Origin of the sequence: Streptomyces sp. SID12488 (genome assembly GCF_010548275.1) — a bacterium.
Classification (GTDB): domain Bacteria; phylum Actinomycetota; class Actinomycetes; order Streptomycetales; family Streptomycetaceae; genus Streptomyces.
In genome coordinates this window covers 255,361-278,347 of the sequence record NZ_JAAGLT010000004.1, presented here as the reverse complement: position 1 = coordinate 278,347, position 22,987 = coordinate 255,361, and the positions used below count along the sequence as shown (strand labels likewise).

The 22,987-nt window shown below is 71.1% G+C and carries 18 protein-coding genes and 1 pseudogene; 9 read left to right on the top strand and 10 right to left on the bottom strand.

All coding sequences use genetic code 11. The annotated features are described in order from the left end of the window. Positions 1-63: 63 nt before the first annotated feature. Together G3I56_RS09375 and G3I56_RS09370 are read left to right on the top strand one after the other, a co-directional pair. Complete coding sequence (locus G3I56_RS09375; protein WP_164408420.1) at positions 64-444, top strand: ATP-binding protein; 381 nt, start codon at positions 64-66, stop codon at positions 442-444. A gap of 57 nt (positions 445-501) precedes the next feature. Further along, on the top strand, positions 502-813 hold the full coding sequence (locus G3I56_RS09370; protein ID WP_164408419.1) for a DUF6401 family natural product biosynthesis protein: 312 nt from the start codon (positions 502-504) through the stop codon (positions 811-813). Between the two features lie 194 nt (positions 814-1,007). Here G3I56_RS09370 and G3I56_RS09365 read toward each other — a convergent pair whose 3' ends face one another. After that, positions 1,008-2,060: a winged helix-turn-helix domain-containing protein gene (locus tag G3I56_RS09365; RefSeq protein ID WP_164408418.1), complete on the bottom strand. Its 1,053-nt coding sequence runs from the start codon at positions 2,058-2,060 to the stop codon at positions 1,008-1,010. Between the two features lie 379 nt (positions 2,061-2,439). On the opposite strand from G3I56_RS09365, the gene G3I56_RS09360 reads away from it, so the two are divergent. Beyond that, positions 2,440-5,949, top strand: coding sequence for a helix-turn-helix domain-containing protein (locus G3I56_RS09360; protein ID WP_343239907.1), 3,510 nt, complete (start codon positions 2,440-2,442; stop codon positions 5,947-5,949). Between the two features lie 423 nt (positions 5,950-6,372). Here G3I56_RS09360 and G3I56_RS09355 read toward each other — a convergent pair whose 3' ends face one another. Beyond that, positions 6,373-6,930 carry a peptidase inhibitor family I36 protein gene (locus G3I56_RS09355; protein WP_164408416.1) on the bottom strand — a complete coding sequence of 186 codons (558 nt, stop codon included), beginning with the start codon at positions 6,928-6,930 and terminating at the stop codon, positions 6,373-6,375. 136 nt (positions 6,931-7,066) lie between these two features. Here G3I56_RS09355 and G3I56_RS43680 point away from each other — a divergent pair. Next, positions 7,067-7,213, top strand: a pseudogene (locus G3I56_RS43680) (hypothetical protein); the annotation flags it as partial. Between the two features lie 99 nt (positions 7,214-7,312). Here G3I56_RS43680 and G3I56_RS09350 read toward each other — a convergent pair. Together G3I56_RS09350 and G3I56_RS09345 are read right to left on the bottom strand one after the other, a co-directional pair. Beyond that, positions 7,313-7,633: a transcriptional regulator gene (locus G3I56_RS09350; RefSeq protein ID WP_164408415.1), complete on the bottom strand. Its 321-nt coding sequence runs from the start codon at positions 7,631-7,633 to the stop codon at positions 7,313-7,315. Next, positions 7,630-8,121: a hypothetical protein gene (locus G3I56_RS09345; protein WP_164408414.1), complete on the bottom strand. Its 492-nt coding sequence runs from the start codon at positions 8,119-8,121 to the stop codon at positions 7,630-7,632. The genes G3I56_RS09350 and G3I56_RS09345 overlap by 4 nt, the downstream gene beginning before the upstream one ends. Before the next feature lie 219 nt (positions 8,122-8,340). Here G3I56_RS09345 and G3I56_RS09340 point away from each other — a divergent pair, with 219 nt between their 5' ends. Beyond that, positions 8,341-9,516 (top strand): glycoside hydrolase family 64 protein, encoded by a 1,176-nt coding sequence (locus G3I56_RS09340; RefSeq protein WP_164408527.1) that lies wholly within the window; start codon positions 8,341-8,343, stop codon positions 9,514-9,516. 1 nt (position 9,517) lies between these two features. On the opposite strand, the gene G3I56_RS09335 is transcribed toward G3I56_RS09340, so the two are convergent. Beyond that, positions 9,518-13,276 (bottom strand): hypothetical protein, encoded by a 3,759-nt coding sequence (locus tag G3I56_RS09335; RefSeq protein WP_164408413.1) that lies wholly within the window; start codon positions 13,274-13,276, stop codon positions 9,518-9,520. A 273-nt stretch (positions 13,277-13,549) separates the two neighbouring features. Between G3I56_RS09335 and G3I56_RS09330 the strand changes: the two genes are divergently transcribed. Next, positions 13,550-14,377 carry an NPP1 family protein gene (locus G3I56_RS09330; protein ID WP_164408412.1) on the top strand — a complete coding sequence of 276 codons (828 nt, stop codon included), beginning with the start codon at positions 13,550-13,552 and terminating at the stop codon, positions 14,375-14,377. A 130-nt stretch (positions 14,378-14,507) separates the two neighbouring features. Here G3I56_RS09330 and G3I56_RS09325 read toward each other — a convergent pair whose 3' ends face one another. Continuing rightward, positions 14,508-15,305 (bottom strand): hypothetical protein, encoded by a 798-nt coding sequence (locus G3I56_RS09325; RefSeq protein WP_164408411.1) that lies wholly within the window; start codon positions 15,303-15,305, stop codon positions 14,508-14,510. A gap of 136 nt (positions 15,306-15,441) precedes the next feature. Here G3I56_RS09325 and G3I56_RS09320 point away from each other — a divergent pair, with 136 nt between their 5' ends. Beyond that, complete coding sequence (locus G3I56_RS09320; protein WP_343239906.1) at positions 15,442-16,695, top strand: amidohydrolase; 1,254 nt, start codon at positions 15,442-15,444, stop codon at positions 16,693-16,695. A 7-nt stretch (positions 16,696-16,702) separates the two neighbouring features. Here the strand turns inward: G3I56_RS09320 and G3I56_RS09315 are convergent, their stop codons facing one another. Together G3I56_RS09315 and G3I56_RS09310 are read right to left on the bottom strand one after the other, a co-directional pair. Then, positions 16,703-18,193 (bottom strand): hypothetical protein, encoded by a 1,491-nt coding sequence (locus G3I56_RS09315; protein ID WP_164408409.1) that lies wholly within the window; start codon positions 18,191-18,193, stop codon positions 16,703-16,705. A 96-nt stretch (positions 18,194-18,289) separates the two neighbouring features. Then, complete coding sequence (locus G3I56_RS09310) at positions 18,290-19,489, bottom strand: PP2C family protein-serine/threonine phosphatase (RefSeq protein WP_164408526.1); 1,200 nt, start codon at positions 19,487-19,489, stop codon at positions 18,290-18,292. A gap of 107 nt (positions 19,490-19,596) precedes the next feature. Between G3I56_RS09310 and G3I56_RS09305 the strand changes: the two genes are divergently transcribed. Next, positions 19,597-20,037: a hypothetical protein gene (locus tag G3I56_RS09305; RefSeq protein ID WP_164408408.1), complete on the top strand. Its 441-nt coding sequence runs from the start codon at positions 19,597-19,599 to the stop codon at positions 20,035-20,037. 28 nt (positions 20,038-20,065) lie between these two features. On the opposite strand, the gene G3I56_RS09300 is transcribed toward G3I56_RS09305, so the two are convergent. Then, positions 20,066-20,548 (bottom strand): SH3 domain-containing protein, encoded by a 483-nt coding sequence (locus tag G3I56_RS09300; protein ID WP_164408407.1) that lies wholly within the window; start codon positions 20,546-20,548, stop codon positions 20,066-20,068. A gap of 165 nt (positions 20,549-20,713) precedes the next feature. On the opposite strand from G3I56_RS09300, the gene G3I56_RS09295 reads away from it, so the two are divergent. Beyond that, positions 20,714-21,679 (top strand): hypothetical protein, encoded by a 966-nt coding sequence (locus G3I56_RS09295; RefSeq protein WP_164408406.1) that lies wholly within the window; start codon positions 20,714-20,716, stop codon positions 21,677-21,679. On the opposite strand, the gene G3I56_RS09290 is transcribed toward G3I56_RS09295, so the two are convergent. Further along, positions 21,585-22,973 (bottom strand): PLP-dependent aminotransferase family protein, encoded by a 1,389-nt coding sequence (locus tag G3I56_RS09290; protein ID WP_164408525.1) that lies wholly within the window; start codon positions 22,971-22,973, stop codon positions 21,585-21,587. The genes G3I56_RS09295 and G3I56_RS09290 overlap by 95 nt on opposite strands. Positions 22,974-22,987: the final 14 nt, after the last annotated feature.

The window sequence follows — 22,987 nt, the reverse complement described above, 5'->3', positions numbered from 1 at the left end:
GACGTGAATCACGCAAATGACGCAACTGACCTGGACGAAAGCACACTTGGGCCGAGGTACGGCATGAACTTCACCCTCGGTGACCACTCGGCCCGGCACCTGCGGTGCATCCTGCGGGCGTACCTCGACTCCTGGGGCATGTCCGGCCTCGCCGACTCCGCCACCCTCGCCCTGACCGAGCTGGTCTCGAACGTCGTACGACATGTCCCCGACCGGCGCGGCACCGTACTGCTGCTGCGGCGGCCCGGCGGAGTCCTCGTCGAGGTCACCGACACGGAACCGCGGGGCCCGGAGGCATCCACAGCTGTGGATGAAGAAGGCGGGCGCGGACTCATGATCGTGGAGGCCGTCACCGACCGCTGGGGCTGGTACAGCCTGCCCACGCATCCCACACGTACCGGAAAGACCGTCTGGTTCGAGTGCGAGAGCAAGGAGCCGGTGTGACGGAAACCATGACATTCCCCTCTCCTCCCGCCCCCGCACCCCACATACCGTGGAGGAATGTCCCCCTTGGTCAGAATCAGCAGCGCGTTCGCGCCCCGTTTCGCGGAGTTCGCGTTCGAGCCTGCCTTCACGGCCGCCGTGGACCAGCACGTCGCCGAGATCAGGGAACGCATCGCGGCCGGTGGCCCCGGGCTCATCCCCCGGCAGCCGCACCGCGAAGACCTCGCCGACTACGCCCTCGGGTTCCTCGACGCGCTCGACGAACTCGACTGGCGCGAACCCGTCGGGCACGACTACGCGGTGTGCCGCCTGACCGCCATCAGCTGGCTCGCCCATCGGCACGACCTCCTCACCGAGCGCGCCGACTAGAAATCCGGATCTCGCACTCGGCGCGGAGGGCTGCGAGTGGACTGCCGCGGCAACCGACCTGAGCCGCACCTGTCCCAGATGCCGGCCGCCCGCCCGGCGCCGCGGTCCGTACCCGCAGCGCCGCCTGGACGACATCCCACGAGGCGGGCTCGTGGCAACGACCGCGGGTCGTTCGATCCGATCGCCGTCACCCGTCACCTGCGGTGATGGCGCTCAGCGTCGGTCCAGCGCGGGGGAAACCGCGTGGTGAGGGTCCTTGGGTGGTTGAGGAGGTCATTGCCCAGAGCGGTCAGCGAGTGGCGGACGGTGCGATGCTGGCGACGGCTGTCGGTAAGCCCTGCTTGTCGCAGGACAGTTGCGTGTTCCGATGCGGAAGCTGGGGAGATGTCCAACTGCCTGGCGAGTTCCGCCGTGCTGCTGTGGGGCGCCTCCGCGAGGGCCAGCATGACCCGGGCCCGAGTGCGTCCCAGTGCCGCGGCCAGGCCCCGGTCCGTTCGGGTGTCCGAGCTGTCTGTGCCCGGCGCCGGCTGGTGGAGTGGATTCCAGGAAGCTGGATGGACGAGGACCGGCATGTCAGTGTCGTTCAGCTGCGCCCGTGGGCTCGGCCAGCAGAAAAAGTGCCCCGTGATGATCAGACCACGGCCCTGCAACCGGAACGTGGATTCGTGAGGGGACGGCAGGATGAGGAACGGTGGTTCCCAGGTGATGGACGGGTGCAGCGTGTGCAGGAGCGCGTCCACCCCTTTGGAGGCGAGTGTTTCGGCACGCAGGGCACGATCGGCGTCGAGCACGGTGCGAATCGCGGGAGCGTACGAGCGTACAGCGGCGTCATAGTAGGCAGCGAGATTGTCGACGAGAACGCCAAGATGTGGATCTCCCGACTCCGCCAGTCGGGCGCCCCAGACGGGCAAGGGGTGATGGCCGGACAGGCGGGCCAGTTCCCGGCGGACACGTCGGCGGGGCGTGGCCCTGATGACGTCAAACGCTCCTGCTTCCGGCCAGGCACGATTACCCGGTGTGAGGAAGTCGGGCACCCACCCGTATGCCGGCACTAGGCCCTTCAGCACCGCCCCCGGCTGAATGCCACGAGCTCGAATGGCCTCTCGCCACGCTTGGAACCGCATGGCTGGATCCCTGCGCAGCAGGACCTGCAGGCTCATCACAGCCTCGCTGACCGGTAAGTGCGCCGGGCGTCCGATCGCCAGTCGGCCCAGGTCCTGTGGGCTGAACTCAATTCGCAACGTCATGGTCCCGCGCCCCCTCCTGTACCACTGCTGCCTGCCGCCAAGCTCTCGTATGTGCTGCGGCTGCTCCCGGCCGACTGTGCAGGCGTTAACACGTCAGGCGGACGCCCCAACAGGGAGATGACTGGCCGACGCCGCCCCCCGAAACTGTTCGGCGTCGGCCAAGCACCAGCTTCCCGGCCGTCCTGTTGTTGCGCACACCCCTGCCGCCACGTGAAACAACTCCCCGGGCGGCTGGCCGGAGCCGATGTTCGGCCGAAACGCGCTGGCCATAGGTGCAGTTGGTGCACGGTGGTGCCAAGGTTGCCTGCACCGATCATGCCGACTGGGGGGGATGGGGATGGGGCGCCGAGAGGGGGCACTGGATCCGGAAGCCGGTCCCGTGCAGCGTTTCGCTTTCGCGTTGCGCACGCTGCGTCAGGAAGCGGGCGGGCCGACCTACCGGGCCATGGCGCAGCGCGCGGGCTACTCCGTGGCGACGTTGTCACGAGCGGCGGCCGGGGAGCAGCTGCCCTCCCTCGACGTGGCACTGGCCTACGCGCGGGCCTGCGAAGCGGACGAGGTGGAGTGGGAACGGAGCTGGCGCAAGGCAGCCGAGGATGCGGCTGCCGGGCGGGAGACCGGTGACGACGCGCAGGCGCCCTACCGCGGGCTGGCCCGCTTCGAAGCCGCGGACACTGATGTGTACTTCGGGCGGGACGAACTGGTGACTCAGCTCGTCGAGCGGGTGCACACCCGCCGCCTGGTCGCCGTCGTCGGCGCGTCCGGAAGCGGCAAGTCCTCCTTACTGCGCGCAGGACTCATCCCCGCCCTACAGCGGGAAGGGTCCATCGACCGTCGTCCGACAGGCATCCGGATCCTCACCCCAGGGGCCCAGCCGATGTCGACCCATGCCGCCGCGATCACGCCCGCCCGGGGACGCGGCGACACGGTCGTCATCCTCGACCAGTTCGAGGAACTCTTCACCCTGTGCTCCGACCGCGCAGAGCGCTCCGCCTTCCTCGACGGGCTGGTGAAGGCGATGGAGCCGATGAGCGGGCTGCGGATGGTGATCGCTGTGCGCGCGGACTTCTTCGGCCGCTGCGCCGAACATCATCATCTGGCCGCGGCGCTGCGTGACGCCACCCTGCTCGTCGGCCCTATGGGCCCCGCCGAACTTCGCGATGCCATAGTCAAACCGGCAACCGCTGAGGGACTGATCGTCGAGCGCGAACTGACCGCGAAAATCATCGAGGACGTCGACGAAAGACCGGGTGGTCTACCGCTGATGTCCCACGCCCTGTTGGAAACCTGGCGCCGCCGCAAGGGCCGCGCGCTGACTCTTGCCGCCTACCAGGCAGTGGGCGGCGTCGAAGGTGCCATCGCCCGAACAGCGGAAGACCTCTACACCCAACTGTCCGCACCCGAAGCCAGGTACGCCCGACGAATCCTGCTGCGCCTGATCGCCCCCGGCGAAGGCACGCAGGACACAAGGCGTCCGGCGGACCGCGAGGAACTGGATGCCGACAGCTCTCCCGTGGCTGGAGTCCTGCTCGAGCGGTTGGTCAAGGCACGGCTGGTCACGATCGACGGCAGCACCGTCGACCTGGCGCACGAAGCTCTCATCGCCGCCTGGCCCAGGCTGCGGGAATGGGTCGACGAAGCCCGGGAACGCATGCACCTCCAACATCAGCTCGGGGAAGCCGCCCGCACGTGGAGCGCCCTGGGCCGCGACCCGGGGGTCCTGTACCGCGGCACCCGCCTGGCCGCTGCCCAGGAGACCTTCGCCGCTCCCGCCAGAGCCGAGGATCTGAACGGTCTGGAACGGGACTTCCTCTCCAGCAGCACGACCGCTCACGACCGTGAGCGCCTCGCTGCCGCCCGCACGTCGCGCCGCCTGCGCCAGTTCACCGCCACGCTGTCCGTCCTGCTTGTCGTCGCTCTCACCGCGAGTCTGGTCGCCTGGAAGCAGTATCGGGCGAGCGAACATCAACGAGACCGAGCTGTAGCCGCACAGCAGACCGCTGTGTCCCGTCAGTTGGCCGCGCAGTCGACCGCTCTCCTGGACGACGATCCCGATCTCGCCATGCTCCTGGCCGCCCATGCCTACCAGATCCGTCCCACGGCAGAAGCCGTCTCCAGCCTCTACTCCGCGGCAGCCCTCCCCCTGCGGCACCGGCTGACCGGTCCCACTGACCTCGTCAGTGCGGTGGCATTCAGCTCCGACGGCCGTTCGGTGGCTGCCGGCAGTTCCGACGGCCACGTACGGCTGTGGAACGCGGCGACCGGCAGAATTCGCACGACGTTCCCCGCTTTTACAGGAGAAGTCACCGGCCTGGCCTACCGTCCGGACGGCCGACTCCTGACCGTCGGCGATGCCCACGGGATACTGCGGCTGCGGACTGTTGCGGTTGGCCAGAAAGCCTGGACCGTTCAGGGCCATGCAAGAAACCTGGGACCGGTGGCGGTCAGTCCCGACGGCCGTTCAGTGGCTGCCGGCAGTTCCGATGGGCATGTACGGCTGTGGAACGCGGCGACCGGTACGGTTCGCACCGTCTTCTCCGTCTCCGCGCACGACGTGACGTCGGTCGCCTTCAGCCCGGACGGCCACCTCCTGGCCGGCGACTCGGGCGGAACAATCCGGGTGCGCGACCTGATCCACGGCACCACCCGTGTGATTCGGCAAGAAGGGGTCGGCTTACTGACATCGATGGCCTTCAGTCCCGACAGCCGCCTACTGGCCGTCGGTGATCTCAGCGGTCTGGTGCAGTTGTCGGACGTGACGAAGGGTGATCTCCGCACCCGGTTCACCGGACACGACGGGCCGGTACGGGCGGTGGCGTTCAGCCCGGACGGGCGCCTGGTGGCCGCTGGCAGTGACGATCGCACAGCACGGCTGTGGGACGCGGTGACCGGCGAGAGCCAGGCCGTCCTCACCGGTCACCTCGACAGCGTGTCGTCAGTGGCGTTCAGTCCGGACGGCAGCACTCTGGCCACCGGCAGCCGTGACCGCACAGTCCGGCTGTGGGATCTCACTCAGCAGACGCCCGACAACATGCGAGCCGAATCCGCCACCTTGACGAGCATGGCCTTCACCGATGACGGGCGCACCCTGGCAACCGGTGACGGCCGCGGAACAGTGCGCGTCTGGGACACGGTCAGCGAACGGCCGCGCAGCGCCCGCTCTGTCGGTGCCGGCGCCGTGACGTCACTGGCCCTTCGTCCAGGCGGCTGGGCAACGGCCGCCTTGATCACCGATGACGGCCGCTCGGTGCGAATGTGGGACGCGCGAACCCGCACGCTCCGCACGGTCGTGCGCCACCGTCCCCGGTCCGACACCCTGCTGACAACGGCACTGAGTCCCGACGGGCGCGTTCTCGTCACCGGCGGGACAGGTGCGCGTATGCACCTGTGGGACGTGGCCACCGGCAAGGGCCGGAGCGTCCTCGCCGGACAGACAGACGTCGTGGCGTCACTCGCTTTCAGCCCGGACGGACACACGCTTGCCTCCGCCGGTGCCGACGGAAAGCTACAAGTGTGGGACATCGCCAGCGGCGGGAGGCATGCCGTCCTCACCGACCTGGCATGCTCGCTGGCCTTCAGCCCCGACGGCCGCACCCTCCTGGCCGGTCACGCCGACGGAACAGTACGACTGTGGGACCTGGCCACACGCACCGTCCGCGCCACCCTGAGTGGGCGTCAACAAGCAGTGTCCGCAATGGGCGTCAGCCCCGACCAACGCACACTCGCCGCCAGCAATACCGACGGCACGATCCAACTGTGGAAGCTCAGCCTGCCCCGCCCACGTCAGGCCATCGGCATGATCTGCGACGCCCTTCACCGAGACCTCACCCAGCAGGAACGCTCCCAGTACCTCCGGGGCCAGGCGCGGCGCCAAGTGTGCTTCTCCTAGGCGGAGTTGTCCGGCCGATCATGGCAGACATGGCCCACCTGTCGTAGCGAGTGGGTGCGCCACGAGGCGCCATTGAGCCGAGTGAGATGAGAGACCTTCACCGCCCGACGCCTGAGCCGGTCGACGCCCCGTTCGACGGAGTTGCGTTCCTCGTACGGCTCTTCGTCGCAGCCGGGTGACCGTCGGTATCCTCCGGAATCGTGGCCCGGAGGATACCGACGCCGCAGGTACTACCGAGCAGGTACTACCGACAAGGCCCGTTCCTGTATGCCTTGTCGGCTGCCATGCTGCCGGATTCTCGGAGTCTTCCCGGCCCCACTCTCTGACCCATCCCTTGCGGGTGAGCCGTCGACACGACAGGAAGGCATGGGAGGAGCATCCGATGACAGGGAGCCCCCGTGTCGCCGACGGCCCAGTCGCTTCTCAGCAGGGCTTCACCCAATAGACCCAGGACCAGTCGGCGGAGCCGTCTGTGTCGTAGGCACCCGCATCCCTCCAGCGCGTCACGTGGTCGGAACTCCTGAATTGCGCGCGAGTTCCAGGGGTCTGGTTGTTGATCCACGATCCGATACCCGTCCACGTCAACGGGATGTCGTACTCGCGGCAGTTGTACATGAGAATAGGATCACCGGTAAAATTCGGTCCGGGGTAAGCACAGAAGTATTTGTACGGGCAGGCGACCGCTATGGCGGCGGTACCATTCGCCCTCTTGCTGTCGACGGAATTGCCGGCCTGCAGCGAGAGCGCCAGGGCGGCTTGGTCAGCGGTGCGGATCCTGTCGGCCGCTACCTGGGTCCCGCCCGTCTTCGCCTCAGCCGTGCTGAGCCCCCGGGCCTTGGCCTGCGAGACAAAGGGGGTCCCGGGGTTGTGTGTCGCTGCATCGGCGGTGCAGGCCATAGTGAGGACGGCCGAGAGACCGGTGGCGGCCGCCACCATGCTGCGCACCCATGTCCGACGGCTCGCGCCGTGGTTTTCGATCATAGTGAAACACTCCTCGAAGAGACTCCGTCGGTTGACTTCATCGAATCTAGGACTGCCAAAGGAATGACGCCTCACCTTTCGGCCTCACCCGAATTCAGAGGCTGCCCGCCTACCGGGAAGTGGTCGGTTGTTCGGCATGGGTGAATTTCCGTCATGGATCGCGGCCGGCAGCCCTGGGCTCGTCCCCCGGCAGCTGCACCGCGAAGGCCTCGCCGACTACGCCCACGGGTTCCTCGACGCGCTCGACGAACTCGACGAACTCGACTGGCGCGCACCCGTCGGACACGACTACGCGGTGTGCCGCCTCACCGCCATCAGCCGGCTGGCGGAGCGGCACAGCCTCCTTGAGGAGAACTCGGAGAACACGGGCTGGAACCGTCGGCTAGAGCCCCGGATCGGACGGCCCCACAATCGCCCGCAGTGCCGCCAAGTGCCCCCGATAGGCATCCCGGCCCCGCCCGGTCAGGCGGAGCCACACGCGCTGCCGGGTGTCGCGGACGGCCTTGCGCTGCTCGACGTAGCCGACGTCCATCAGCACGGTGACATGCTTGCTCAGCACGGAGGCGGACAGGTCGAGCCGCTTCTGGACCAGGCCGAACTCCGCCTCGCCCGCGGTGTCCAGCAGGGCGCAGACTCGCAGCCGGTTCGGGGCGTGGATGGTGGTGTCGAAACCCTCCAGCCCGTCGTCGGCCTCGGCACTCACGCGGTCTTCCGGTGCAGCCGGACGAAGGCCAGGTGGAAGCCAATGGACAAGGCTGCACTGATCAGCGAGGCCCCGATCAACCACTCCGGCCGTCCCGTGGCCCGGAACGCGAGCGCCGCCCCCACCAGCAGCACGGGCAGGCAGACCACGAGCGGAACGCTCGCCCGCTTCGGCAGCACGTCCAGCCGCAGTGCCACCCCGGTCCTGTTGCGCCAGCCCTTGGCCGCGACGGCGTAGAGCGCCCCGTACACCGCGGTGATCGCCAGCATGACGCCCATCCAGGCGGGGCCCGGCAGCAGCCAGTCCGAGTCGGCCATCATGCCTCCGTAGACGATCGGAAGCGCGGCGACGTAGAGCGTGAGCGCGACGAAGAACCAGGTCGGCCATGGTGTGGCTGACAGTGCCGCGGCGGAGGCCCGCACCTGCTCGGTGTCTGCCAGTGCGGAACGAGCCTGCTCCGGCGTGAGTCGTACCCCGTTGTTTTCCATGACGGAAAGAGTAGCCGATAGTTTCCAGTGCGGAAAGAGGCAAGTTTCCGGAGTGGCAAGTGACCAGTCTTGGTCTAGACCTTGACGTGTCCCGCTCACGAGAGCAGCCTGAGAGCGCTCTCAGAAAAGCGACGAGCAAGCGACACGAGGAGGACCAACGTGTTTGCCAAACGGAAAGTGCGGCGGGTTCTGAAGGCCAGGCGGATACGGAAGGTGCTGGTGCCCCTGGTCGCCGCCGGGGCCGTCGGCGTGGGGCTCACGGTCGCGGGCCCGGCGTCCTCCCGCGCCGAAGCAGCCGTGCCCACCACCATCCCGCTCGAGTTCAAGAACAACTCCGGGCGCGGCGACCAGATCTACGTCTACAACATCGGGACCCTGCTCTCGACCGGTCAGCAGGGCTGGGCCGACGCGAGCGGCACGTTCCACGCCTGGCCAGTCGGCGGCAACCCCCCGACCCCCGCGCCCGACGCCTCGATCGCCGGACCGGCCGACGGACAGTCGATGACGCTCCGGATGCCGAAGTTCTCCGGCCGCGTCTACTTCTCCTACGGCCAGAAGCTGGTCTTCAAGCTGACCACCGGCGGTCTCGTGCAGCCGGCCGTGCAGAACCCCTCCGACCCCAACGCGAACATCCTCTTCAACTGGACCGAGTACACGCTGAACGACGCCGGCCTGTGGCTCAACAGCACGCAGGTGGACATGTTCTCGGCCCCGTACGCGGTCGGCGTCAAGAACACCTCGGGTGCCGTGAAGAACACCGGCCATCTGAAGGCGGGCGGCTACGCCGGGTTCTACAACGCCCTGAAGGGTCAGCCCGGCGGGTGGGCCAACCTCGTCCGGACCCGGTCCGACGGCACGATCCTGCGCGCCCTCTCGCCCGGTCACGGCATCGAGTCCGGCGCCCTGCCGAGCACTGTCATGGACGACTACGTCAACCGCGTGTGGAGCAAATACGCGGGCTCGACCCTCACGGTGACACCGTTCGCCGACCAGCCGGCCACCAAGTACTACGGCAGGGTCTCCGGCAACGTCATGAACTTCACCAACAGCTCCGGTGCCGTCGTCACCACCTTCCAGAAGCCGGACGCCGACAGCATCTTCGGCTGCCACAAGTTCCTGGACGCGCCGAACGACCTGGTGCGCGGCCCGATCTCCCGCACCCTGTGCGCCGGTTACAACCGTTCCACGCTTCTGACCAACTCCAGCCAGCCCGACACGAGTTCGGCAGGTTTCTACCAGGACGCGGTGACCAACCACTACGCCCGGAAGATCCACGCCCAGATGGCCGACGGCAAGGCGTACGCCTTCGCCTTCGACGACGTCGGCAACCACGAGTCGCTGGTCAACGACGGCTCCCCGCAGACGGCGTACATCACGCTCGACCCGTTCAACTGATTCAACTGACGCACACCCGGCGGTACTTCACCTCCGGTACGTACGTCCGCCACTGCTCCCGCGAGAGGTCCGCCCCGGTGGGCGCCCCCGCGCTCGCCCGGGCGCACACCAGGGTGACCGCCCGTTCCGGGTCGACGGCGTACCGCTGGAGCGGGACATGGGCGCTACCCGCCAACAGGGTGCCGCTGTCGGCGCTGAAGGCGAGGGTGTCGATCGGCTCGCCCGGTGTGGTCAGCGGGCCGCCCAGGGGCTGTTGGGTGGCGATGTCCCAGAGCTGGAGGGTGCCGGCGCCGCCCCCGACGGCCAGGGTGGCGCCGTCGGGGCTGACGGCCAGCGCGCTCACCGCCTCCGCCTCCTCACCCAGGGGAGCGGGGAAGACGTTGCGCAGGATGCCCGTACGGTCGCTCAACTCCCCGTCCCACAGGGCCACTCGGCCGGTCAGGTCGCCCGCGGCGAGACGTGAGCCGTCGGCGGCGAAGGCGAGGGCGCCGATCTGTTCGCCCTGGACGAGGCCCTTCCCCCCGGCCTTCCCGGAGGGCAGTGGGGCGGTGCGGTTGTCACCGACGAGGAGGCGGCCGTCGGGGCGCACGGCCAGGTGGGTGCTGCCGAGCCCGGTGAGGACGGTGGTTCGGTGGCCGGTTGCGGTGTCCCACGCCTCGTCGGTCACGTCGCCCAGGACCGGCAGCCGGGCCGCGTACAGGGTGGAGCCGCCGGGCCCCAGGGCCAGGGCGACCACCGGGGCGGTGGATTCGGGGGTCGCGAGGTCCAGGGCCGCGCGGGGCCGGTCCCGGGCCGTGTCCCAGACCGTGAAGCGTTGCGGGGCCGCCTCCCTGCCGGGCGCCGAGACACCGTACGAGAGCGCGTGGCCATCGGGGCTGAACGCGAGCAGGGCCACCATGTTCTCCGGGATCACCGGCTCTGCGGGGTCGGCCGAGACGGGCGGCGGCGGGGCGGGGAGGGTGCGCAGGAGGCGGCTGTCGGAGGTGGCCCGGAGTTCGAAACGGTAGCGGCCGTCGACGAGTCGGGCGGTGGCGTACGTACGGGCGTCCGGGCTCACACGTACCGCTGTGAGGGGGTCCGCGCGCCAGTCGGGGGTGACCGCCATGCCCAGTTCCAGGCAGTGGACGGCGCCGCCTTCGAGGTAGCGCAGGGTGGTCGGGCGGGTCGGGTCCCAGGAAATCCCGTACAGATGCTGGTTGCTGAGGGGGTGCCGGAACACGGGGGCCGCCGGGTCGGACAGTCGCCACACCCGGATCTCGGCGCCGCCGGCGGTCGCGAGGAAGGCGCCGTCCGGGGTGAACGCGGCCCGCTGCGCGCCCGGTTCGGCGAGGTGGGCGACCTCACGGCCGGACGCGGTGTCCCAGACCGTCACGCCTGACTCGGAGAGCGCGGCGAGCCGGTCGCCGCCGACGGAGCCGAACACCAGAGCCGTCGCCGCCGCCTCGTCGCACAGGCCGCGGGTCCGGTCCCAGGCGCCGGGCAGGGCGCGGTGGCGGGCGATGTCCCAGACCTGCGGGGACCCGCCCTCCGGGCAGACGGCGACCAGGCGGCCGTCGGCGCTCACGGCCGGGGTGACCAGGCCGCCGCCCGCCACCCGTTCCTCGAACAGCACCCTGCCGTCGGTGACGGACCGCACGCGTACCCGGTCGTCGTCGATGTCGCCGACGAGGTAGGCGCCCGCCGCGATGTGGGTGACGGAGGTGAAGGGGAGAGGACTCCGCTCGCCGGTCCAGCGGGCGGTGGCCGTGTCCCACAGGCGGATGCCGTCGTCCCCGGCGACCGCGAGGACCCGGGCGTCGGGGCCGGCCGCGACCACCTCACCCGCCGGGAGCCGTCCGGAGGCGATCGGGCGGGTGCCGGCCACGTTCCAGGTCCGCCAGATGCGGCCGTCGACGCTGAGGAGCGTACGGCCGGAGTCGGCGAGGAAACGGGCCGGGCCGTCGCCCGGTGCCGGGTCGGTGAAGACGGCGTGTTCCGGCTGGGCGAGGGAGCCGAGCAGCGCCCGGCGGGCCTCGGGCAACGGGGAGATGCGCCAGGCCGCGACGCTCAGCAGCATCGCGGTGCGCGGGTCGGTCGTCCGCATCGCGTCGGCGAGGTCCGCGACCCGGCGCGCGGCGAGGTCGGTGTGGTGACGGGCGTTGTCGGCGCTCAGGTGCCAGGCGGTCAGGCCACCCATCAGGGCCACCGCCAGTACGGCGGACAGCGCGGCGACCAGGACCCGGGAGCGCCGGGTCGCGCGGGTGGCGGCCCTGGACTCCGCGACGCGGGCCGCCAGCGCGGTGTCGAGGAACTCCCGCTCGGGCGGGGTCAGCCGGCCCTGTTCCCCGTCCGGTTCACCGGCGAACAGTTCCTCGGCGCGGGCCAGCCTGCTGCCCCGGACCAGCGCGCCCGGGTCGCGGTCGTTCTCCAGCCAGAGCCGGGTCTCCTCGGCCAGCCGCCGATGGTGGCTCAGCCACTCCCGGTCCGCCTCGATCCAGTCGCGCAGCCTCGGCCAGCAGGTGATCAGCGCCTCGTGCGCGAGCTGTACGCCGTCCTCGTCGACGGTCAGCAGGCGGGCGCGGGCCAGCCGTTCCACCACCACGGGCACGTGGTGGTCGGTCGCCGACTCGGCCAGTTCGGCGCGGGTCAGCGGGCGCCGGGTGTCCGCGCTGCCCTGCCCCGGCTCGACCATCCGCAGCAGCAACTGCCGGGCGCTGCGCGCCTGGGCGGGGGTGAGCTGCCCGTACACCTCCTCGGCACTCGCCGCGATCGCCCCGCGCACCCCGCCCGCCGCCTCGTACGCGGCCAGGGTCAGCAGCCGGCCCCGGCGCCGCCGCCAGATCTCCAGCAGCACGTGCGACAGCATCGGCAGCGCGCCCGGCCGGTCCAGTACCTCCTCGACGATCCGTGCGGTCAGTTCGCGCTCGACCAGCAGCCCGACGGCCGCCGCCGGCCGGGTCACCGCCTCCCGCAGTTCGTCCGCCGTCATCGCCCCGACCAGCAGCCCGGCCCCGCCGAGCGCGTCCGCCAGCTCCCGGTGCTCGGCGCAGCGGGCGTAGAAGTCGGCCCGTACGGACACGAGTACCCGCAGCCGGTTGTCCGGGTTCCGGGCGGCCAGCAGGAGGTCGACGAACCGGGCCCGCTCGGCGCGGTCGTGGCACAGCGTGAAGACCTCCTCGAACTGGTCGACGACCACCCAGCTCTCCGGGTCGTCGTCCTTCGGGACCAGCAGGTGTCCGTACGTCTCGGCGGGCCGCTCGCCGGGCGTGATCACCCGCAGCACGGCAGGGCCGCACTCCTGCTGGAGGCGGGGTATCAGCCCGGCCCGCAGCAGCGAGGACTTCCCGCTGCCCGACGCTCCGAACACCACCGCGAACCGGTGCTCCCGGACCAGCCGCAGCAGCTCGCCGACCAGTCCGTCCCGCCCGAAGAACAGCTCCCGGTCGCCCTCGTCGAAGGGGGCCAGCCCCCGGTACGGCGCCGCGGTGTCCCCGTCGTCGCCGCGGGCGGCGGACGCGACCTCGCCCTCGGCATCCTTCCAGCGCGACTCCCACTCACCCGGGTCGCCCCCGCACGCCCGGACATACCCCTGGACCACCGCGAGCGACGGCAGCCGCTCCCCGCGCGCCGCCTCGGACAGGGTCGCCGCGGAGAACCCGGCCGCCTCGGCCATCAGCCGGTACGAGGGTCCGCCCGCCGTCCGCCGCAGCTCCCGCAGCTCATGGGCGAACCGCTGCACCGGACCGGCCTGCGGGTCCACAGGTCTCTCGGGACGCCCCATGAGCTCCACCCTCCCCATTCCCGTACCGCGTGCACCGCACAGGAGCCGCATCACACAGGAGCCACATCACAGGGAAAAACGCTCCGAGCGCCATACCTGTTCACAAGGCAAACGGTCGGGGCGGTGAACACGAACTCCCGGCGACGGAATTGAACGGCCCGGTGAGAGGGGTGCCAGTCAACTTTCCAGGTGCCAGTGTCGGACCCGCCACGCCGGACTTCACGGCACGACCGAGCCGTATTCCCGGCACGACCAAGTGGAGAGCACCCGCACATGTTCAAGGCATCCACGCACAGCGGCAGGACGCGGATCAGCAGCACGTACGGCAGCAGGACGTCCCGTCTCGGCCGGGCCGCGCTCATCGCGGTCAGCGCCGGCGCCCTGACCGTCGGTATCTCGACGAGCGCGTCCGCCGCGATCCTGACCCCCCTGCCGGAGAACGCGAGCACCTTCCAGAAGAAGTACCAGCCGGTCTGGGACTACGACACGGACAGCTGCTTCCCCGCGGCGGCCGTCGACGCGAGCGGCAGGCTCAACGGCGGTCTCAACAACAGCGGCTCGATCACCGGCGGCTGCCGGACCGACCACCTCGGCAAGGCCAACACGTACTCGCAGGGCTGGTGCAAGAACGGCTGGTGCGCCTACGTGTACGGGCTCTACTTCGAGAAGGACCAGACGCTGAACGGCGCCGACGCCTTCGGGCACCGCCACGACTGGGAGTCCGTCGTCGTCTTCCAGAAGCAGGGCGACGAGCGTCCCAGCTACCTCGCGGCCTCCCGGCACGGCGGCTACAGCACCCACCCGATCAACGAGGTGCCGATGGACGGCAACCGCGTCAAGATCGTCTACCACAAGGACGGCGCGAGCACCCACGCCTTCCGCTTCGCCAAGTGGGACGAGGTGGCGCACGCCTGGGGCAACGGCGGCTGGGACCGGCCCGCCCTGGTCACCATGGAGAACATGGCCGACGCGCCGCGCAACGCGCTGTGGAACTCCCAGTGGGGCGACGCCAACTTCCCGCTGACCGGCAACCTGCAGAGCAACATCAACAAGGCCCGGAACGCCGACAGCCGCGCCGCGGCGGCCATCCCCGCGTTCTGACAACAGGGTCCGTGAAGCCCGGGTCAGTGAAGCCCGGGCCCTCCTGAGCAGCCGCCGGTGGGACCAGAGCTCCCCCGCGCCGTCCCACCGGCGGCACCATCTTCCGTACTGCGCACCGGCTACATGTCGCTCACATGTCGCGCGGCGGCAGGTCGGTCCGTTCCCGGACCGGCTGGTTGCCGAGGGCGTCCGCGCGGCCCGCCTGATAGGCGCTGACACTCCCCTTGGCGGTCACGGTCTCCCGCTCGGCCGCCGTGAGCATCCGCTCCCAGCGCTGCCGCATCGGCGCGATCATGCCGCCGCCGACGCCGACGACCAGGATGCCGACGACCACGGCGAGCGCCGCGTACAGCACCGGGCGGGTGACGTCACGGGCGATGCCCGCCTGGCCGAGGGCGGCGATGACACCCAGCGCCAGGATGCAGCCCCAGACGACGGTGGCGACCGTACGCCCGTACGAGACGGACGAGAGCGCGCCGGCGACGATCCCGCGCACCGCGTTGGCGATGGCCATCGCCACGACGATGAGGACCACGGCCACGATGCCGCGCGGCAGCCAGGCCACGATGCCGTTGATCATCGTGCTGACCGGGTTGGCGCCGAAGACACCGAGCGCGAGCTGGAGCGTGATCAGCATCAGCGCGTAGTAGACGATTCGGCAGACGATCCCGGTCAGGTCGTACGCGGAGTCCCGCAACAGCTGTGCGGTACCGGCCCGTTCGGCCAGTTTCTCCGAACCGACCTTGCGCAGGACGCGGTCCAGGACCCGGGCGATCAGCTTCGACACGAACCAGCCGATGGCCAGGATGATGAGGAACGCGATGAGTTTCGGCACGAACGTGGCGATCTTCGACCAGGCGTCGTTGAGCCCCTGGGTGAAGTCGACGGCGAGACTGGTGCCGCTGCCGGCACGGGTGCTGCTGACCATGGGTGGTCTTCCTTCGGTAGGTGATCGGGTGCTGCCGGCCCCCCTCCTCGTGGATACCAGCGACGCCGGCCGACGGCCGTGGGTGCGCGGCCGAACGAGTGACCGGGCCCACATGTCGGAGACATACGCTGCCCCCGTGACCTCTCCGACCTCGCCCGCCGCCCGCACCGCGCTCGACCTCACCGCCGACCTCCCGGTCCCGGCCCTGGAGGACCTCTACCGCGACCTGCACAGCCACCCGGAACTGTCCCTGGCGGAACACCGCACGGCGGCCAGGCTGGCGGACTCCCTGCGAAAGTCCGGGTACGAGACGACGGAGGGCGTCGGCGGCACCGGCGTCGTGGGCGTCCTGCGGGGCGGCGAGGGCCCGACGGTCCTGCTCCGCGCCGACATGGACGCGCTCCCGGTGAGCGAGGAGACCGGCCTGCCGTACGCCTCCACGGTCCCGGGTGTGATGCACGCCTGCGGCCACGACCTGCATGTGACCTGGCTGGCGGGGGCGGCCCAGGCCCTGGCAGCGGGCCGGGACACCTGGCGAGGCACGCTGGTGCTGGTCGGCCAGCCCGCCGAGGAGACGGGCGAGGGCGCGCGGGCGATGCTGGCGGACGGCCTGTACGAGCGTTTCCCGCGGCCGGACGCACTGCTGGGGCAGCACGCGGCACCCGGGCCCGCCGGCCTCTACCCCCACGTCCCCGGCCTGATCATGTCCGCGTCGACGGACGTCGACATCGTCGTACACGGCCGGGGCGGCCACGGCTCCCGCCCCGAGACGACGGTCGACCCGGTGGTGACGGCGGCCTACATCGTCACGCGTCTCCAGACGGTCGTCTCGCGCGAGATCGCGGCGCGCGACTCCGCCGTCCTGACGGTCGGCGTGATCGAGGCGGGCACCCGGCACAACATCATCCCGGCGACGGCCCGTATCGGCCTGAACCTGCGCACCCAGTCGACCGACGTACGCGACCGCATGCTGGCCTCGATCAGGCGTATCGCCCAGGGCGAGTGCCTGGCGGCGGGCTGCCCGCGCGAGCCGGAGATCCAGGTCGGCGCGACCTTCCCGGTGACGGTCAACGACGCGACGCTCGACGAGCGGGTGGCCTCCGTCCACCGGGAGGTCTTCGGCGCGGGCACGGTCTTCGACCCCGGCCCGGCCATGGGCAGCGAGGACTTCGCCCACCTGGCGACGGACCAACTCCCCTACGCCTACTGGTTCGTGACGACCACACCGGGAGAGGTCTGGAACGCGGCGGAGGGCGGCGACGACCTGATGGCGAAGCTCGCGGCGGTACCGAGCAACCACAGCCCACTGTTCGCCCCGGACCTGTCGACGGTCGCACCGGGAGTACGGACGTTGGTGTCGGGGGCGCTGGCTGTGCTGTCGCCGGCCTGACCGTGGCCTAACCGGGCACGTGCTGAGCCGACTCCAGCCGCTCCAGCTGCCGCTCGGCATGCCGTACGGCCCCTTCGCGCCGGCCGGGCACGCGACGCCTCAACTCGACGATCACCGGGCCGAGTTCACGCGCGTCGGCGCTCTCACCGAGGCTCGTCCACTGGTGGTGGGCCCGGTCGACGGCCGCCTCGACAGCGGGCGCGTCCGGCGCCTGCCCGGCCCTGAGTCGCGTACGGGCGACGGTCAGCCAGGCCCGGCAGCTCCGGGCCGGGTCCCCGGCGAACATCGCGAGATCGGCCCGGACCTCGGTCCAGTGCAACGCCTCCTCGGAGGCGGGGCCGTGAGAACGGGAGACCGCCTGTTCCCGCTCGGCAGCGAGCGCGTCGGCGTCACCGTGCCGCCCTGCCTGCACGGCGGAGGTGATGAAGGAGTGCGGGTCGCCGTCCTGGACGAGGGCCAGCCGACGGGGTGCGTCTGCGACTGGGGCCAACTGTTGTGCCGGGGCCGCCTGTTGAACTGGGGCGAGCGGCTTGGCTGGGGTTGCGTTGTCGGCCGGGGCCAGCTGTTTGGCTGGGCCTGCCGTCTCGACCGGGCTTGCCAACTCCGCTGGACCGGACACTTCTCCGGCTCCGCCGGGCGCCCTTTCAGCGCCGACCGGCACTACCAGCCCGTCTGGGGGTCCCCCCTCTGGGGGAGTTTGAGGACGAGGCCCTTCGGGCCGATCCACCACCCACCCACCCGCAGCCGGGGGTCTGGGGGCGGAGCCTCCCTGGGACGGGACGGGTAGGGGCGGCGGGGGCGAAACAAACCCGGCGTTCACACCCGCACCGGACACCGCATCCCACGCCAGCACCACATCCCCGTAAGCCGCGCCCTCCGACGACAAACGCCCGAGCGCCTGCTGATGCAACCGCCCCGCCTCGGGCCGGTACCCGCTGCGCAGAATCGTCGCGACCGTCTTCATGTACGTCGGCACGGCCACCGCGCGCCGGGGCGGCGGCGGAGCCACCCTCCCGTACACGCTCACTCCCCGCCCCGCACCGAACGGCCGCCCCGTGAGGTACTGCCAGGCGGCGGCGTCGGCGTGCAGGTCGAGGAACAGGGTCGTCGTCCCCGGCGCCCGCAACCGCAGTTCTTCGGCGATCCAGTGCCAGGGGAACGCGGTGTAGCGGACCGTCGCGGGGGTCGTGCGGGCCAGGGCGAGATGCGGAAGGTGCTGTTTGCGGTCGAGTTGGAGTTGCCCGGTGAGGAAGACGGTGAGCGGCCCGGGAGTCATCGCGGCGGCGCGCAGCCGGGTGAGTACGGCCTGCGGCTCCAGCGGGTCGGCGAGTTCGACGACGTTCGCGGTGTCGGTGCCGGCCAGCACGGCGGGAGCGACGGCGGCGAGGACGGGCAGCACGGACACCGCGTCCACGAGACAGCCCTTGCCCACGGGCGAGGCGGCGAGCAGCAGCGCGGTCCCGGTCGGCGAGCCCATCGAACCCGTTGCGCCACTCATGGTCGCCCCCTCACCTCCTTGACGTCCGTCACATCCCTAGGCAGCACCGTAACCGGTGCGACTGCGAAGGGGGATTGGCGGTACGGCTATGGCCCCCTATGCACGGCTTGTACCTGACCCGGGGTCAGCCGCGCCGTCCGCCACACCGTCAGCCGCCCGCACCGCGAACACCGTCGTGTCGTCGGCGAGACGCCCACCGCAGTGCCGCAGCGTGCCGTCCCGTACGAACGCCACCAGCCGCTGCGGATCGGCGATGCGCGGATCGGCGGCGACGGCGTCGGCGACGCGTTCGCGCAGCGGGAAGAAGGTGCCGTCGGCGTCCCGGGCCTCGGTGACACCGTCGGTGACGAGGAGCAGGGTCTCCGCGGCGCCGAGCGGCACCCGGAACACGGACGGCAGCCCGCCCTCGCCCGAGGTCAACTCACTGAGCCCGAGCGGGAGTCCGTCTCCCGGCGGCAGGCTCCGTACCCCGTCGGGTGACACGATCAGGGAAGGCTCGTGCCCGAAGTTGACGACCTCGACCACCAGCCCGGTCTCACCCTCCCGGGGGAAGCCGATGAGGACGGCCGTGGCGAACCGGTCGCCGTCGTCCCGCCCGACGGCCGCCCGGTAGCGGATGTGCCGCAGCATCCGTACCTCCAGGCGTTCCGCGACCCCCGCGAGCACCGGTTCGTGGTACCCGGCCTCGCGGAACGTGCCGAGCAGGGCCGCCGCCGCCTCGACCGCGCCGAGCCCCTTGCCCTGGACGTCACCGATGAGGACCCGGGTGCCGTGCGGGCCGGGCTGGATGTCGTAGAAGTCGCCGCCGACGCGGGCGAAGGCGTCGGCTGCGAGATACACCGCCGCGTGGTCGAGGCCTCCCCAGCCCGGCGGCAGCGGACGCAGCACCGTACGACGGGTGGTCTCGGCGACGTCCCGCATGTGCAGCATGCGCCGCTCACCGCGCAGCCGGACCACACAGGCGAGGACGGCGAGCACCCCGCCGAGGCCGACGAGGATGAAGTCGGGCAGCCCGGTCTGGTACTGGTGCGGCCAGGCACCGTCGACGAAGACATAGGTGCCGAGGGACAGGCCGGCGAAGACGACGGTGCCCGTCACCCGGCAGAGCGCGGCGGCGATCCCCGGCACCAGCACGATCCAGGAGATGATCCGGAACTCGCCGGTGGTGTTCCAGTCGAGGACCGCGATCACGACGAGCAGCACCAGCGGCGGCACCCAGCCGAATCCGCGCCCGGCGGAGAGGGGCGCCGAGAAGGCGGGCCCCTCGTCCGTGCCCACGGCGCCCACCCGGCCCACCGGCTTCATGGCACCCAGCGAAACACGGCCGATGTCCGCTGTCGACTTGCCAGGGGACCGCTCCAGGTGTGCTCTGGAGGGCGGGGGCGAGGAGAGAGGACACTCTCATGGCTCAAGCAACGTCCGGGATCCCCGGCAAGGCGGGGAGAACCGCGATTCCCGACATCTTCAGCGCCCGGGCCCACCTGGCCGTGAACCGGGCACTGCCCGTCGTACTCGGGCTGGTCTACGGCTTCTGGGCCGCGGCCAACCGGCGAGAGGGCGGTCCCATCACCGGCTGGAACGTTCTCTTCGGCTTCGTGAGCGCGCTGGCGTTCATGGCGGTTCTGGTCGGCGTACGGGCGGTGGCGCCGCGACTGACGCGCGAGCTGCACGCGGTGGCGTGGGGCGCGTTCGCCGGGGTCGCGTTCGGGTTCCTGTACAGCCAGACCGGGGCGAGTGTGCTGCGGTCGTGCGGCAACTCGCTGGTGGTCGCGGCATCCGTGTCGGCGGTGCTGTTCTACCGCTACTACACCCGCGAGGACGCGGCCGGTCACCGGGTGAGCTGATCCCGGCCGAAGGTGATCAGAAGCGATCTCAGCCGAAGGTGACGTTCCAGCTGAAGCTCCACGTCCCCGAGGCGCTCCAGCGGTCGTGGCCGTGGTCGTGACCGTCACCGTGGTTGTCGTCCTTCCAGTCCGGCTTCCACTCCGGGCAGGGGTCGGTGCAGCTGGGCACCGACCGGCCCCCGGTGTCGATGAAGACGGCGCTCGCCCAGGCGTTGACGCCGGGCAGCCAGTACCAGTGCGGGTTCCCGCGCACGGTCTGTCCGGTGACCGCGCACTCGACGCGGCCGTGGCTGCCCGGTGACAGCGACCCGACGACGGGCGAGTGGGTGGTCGGCTGCTGTCGCAGGTTCAGCTCGCCGGCGGAGACGACGGTGCCCCGGACCCCCGAGCCGTCAGAGCCGTCAGAGCCGGCCGGCATGGCGGCCAGCGCCGTGCCGACGGGTACGGCGGCCAGGATTCCGCCGGTGAACAGGGCCGCGGTCAAGATCCGCAGGGCCGGAGTGGTGGGCATGATCGGCCTCCTTCTCCCCAAAACCAGGAAACACCCGTTCGGGTGAACGCTCCACCGGAGGCTCCACCACGGAGGCTTGTCCCACGCACCCATATGCAGTCATATGGGGTCAACCGGCTCGCGTTTCCCACCCCCGGGCCTTTGCCTGGAGGGGTGTCTCACCGTGTGCCTCACCGTCTCCGGAGCGTCCTGTCGGCCGTCCTCACCGCCCTCGCGTGCTTCCTGCTGCCCTTCGGCGCGCTCTCGGCCTGGGCGGCGTACGGGCTCGCCGACACCGGCCGGTACGTCACCACGATGGCGCCGCTCGCCGAGAACCCGTACGTCCAGGACGCCATCGCGGACAACGTCGGCGCCGGGATCGTGCACGCGGTCGACGCCGGCCCGCTCGAAGGCACCGTGAACCACTTCGTGCAGGACGCGGTGCACTCGTTCACCCGCACCGAAGCCTTCCGCACCGCCTGGGACACGGCGAACCGCGCCACCCACGAGGCGGTGCTGCACGCCCTGCGGAACGACCCCGGCAGACAACACCCCGGCGACCGCTACGGCAGTCACGGCGGTTACGGCAGTTACGGCAGCGAGGGCGCCGTCACCATCGACCTCGCCGCCGTCACCGCCCAGGTCAAGCGTCAACTCACCGCCGACCATGTTCCGTTGGCGAGTCATATCCCCGTCGCACACACCGAGGTCGCGGTCCTGCCCGCGCAGGATCTCGTACCGCTCCGGAAGGGTTTTCGCGTGCTCGAAGTCGCCGGTTTCTGGCTTCCGGTGACGGCCGGCGTCCTCGCCGTCGCCGGGATCGCACTCGCCGTCCGGCGCCGCCGGGCGATCACGGCGACCGCGCTCGGTACGGCGCTCGGCGGGGCGCTGCTCGGCGTCGCGCTCGTGATCACCCGCCGCCTCACCCTCGCCGACCTGCCGCCGGGCGTCTCCGCACCCGCCGCCGGTGCCGTCTACGACGCCCTGACGGCCACCCTGCGCACGGTCTCCTGGCTGCTCCTCGCCCTCGGCCTCACGGTCGCCCTCGGCATGTGGGTCACCGACCGGTACGGCCGCGCCGGGCGATCGCGGCGAGGGTCCGCAGCGCCCGCTCCAGGTCCGCTTCCGGCGCCGACGCGAGCCCGAGTCTGACGGCGTCCGGCGCCCGCTGCGGACCCACGGCGAAGGCACTCCCGGGCGTGACGGCGATGCCGTGCACCGCCGCGGCGGCCGTGAAGGTGTCCGCCCGCCAGGACGCGGGCAACTCCCACCAGGCGTAGTAGGCGTACGGATCCGACCGCACGGCGCCCCCGAACTCCGCCAACTCCCTTGCCAGCAGCCGCTGTCGACGCGCCGCGTCCAGCCGCTTGGCGGCCACGAGCCGTGCCACGGTCCCGTCCTCGACCCACCGCATCCCGGCCTCCAGCGCGAACCGCCCCGCACTCCACCCACCCGACCGCACCGCCGCCGCCACGGCTTCCGCCCGGTCCGGCGGTACGACGAGAAAGCCCACGGTGAGGCCGGGGGCGACCCGCTTGGACAACCCGTCGACGACATGGGCCAGTTCGGGGACGCGGGCTGCGAGGGGCTCCCCCGCATCCGCCGTATCCGTCGCGTCCGTCGCATCCATGAGGAACGACCAGATTCGGTCCTCCACCACCGGCACGCCCAACTCCCGGATCACACGGGCCAGTTCGCGCTTCCTCTCCTCTCCCATCGTCACCGACGTCGGGTTGTGCAGCGTCGGCTGGACGTACAGCGCGGACAGGGGAGCGGTGCGGTGGGCGGCAGCGAGGGCGTCGGGGCGCAGACCGTCCCGGTCCATGGCGAGGGGGACGAGGGTGATGCCGAGGCGGACGGCGATCTCCTTGACCAGCGGATACGTCAACGCCTCGACGCCGACCCGGCCGCCCGGCCGGACCAGGGAGGCGAGGGAGGCGGCGATCGCCTGCCGGGCGTTGCCCGCGAAGAGGACGCCGTCGGGGTCGGGCCGCCAGCCCGGGGTGGCGAGCAGCCCGGCGACCGCCGACCTGGCCTCGGGGGTACCGGCGGCGGGCGCCGGACGCAGCGCCTCGGTGAGCACGTCGGGGCGCAGGAGAGGCGCGAGCGCCGGGGCGAGCAGCTCCGACTGGCCGGGCGCGGACGGATAGTTGAGCTCCAGGTTGACCGTCGCGCCGCCCCTCGCGGCCGTGCTGCCCAACGCCGGCTCGGCGAGCGCCCGCCCGCCCGGCGCGGGGTGCGCTGCCCGGACGAACGTGCCGCGTCCGACCTCCCCGACGACCAGTCCACGGCGCACGAGCTCGCCGTACACCCGCCCGGCCGTCGACCCGGCGATCCCGCGCCGACGCGCGAACGCCCGTTGCGGAGGCAGCCGTTCGCCGGGGCGGAGCCGTCCGGTGGCGATGTCGTCGGCTATCCGGTCGGCGAGGCGTCGGTAGTCGTCCATGAATCCCCCGTACC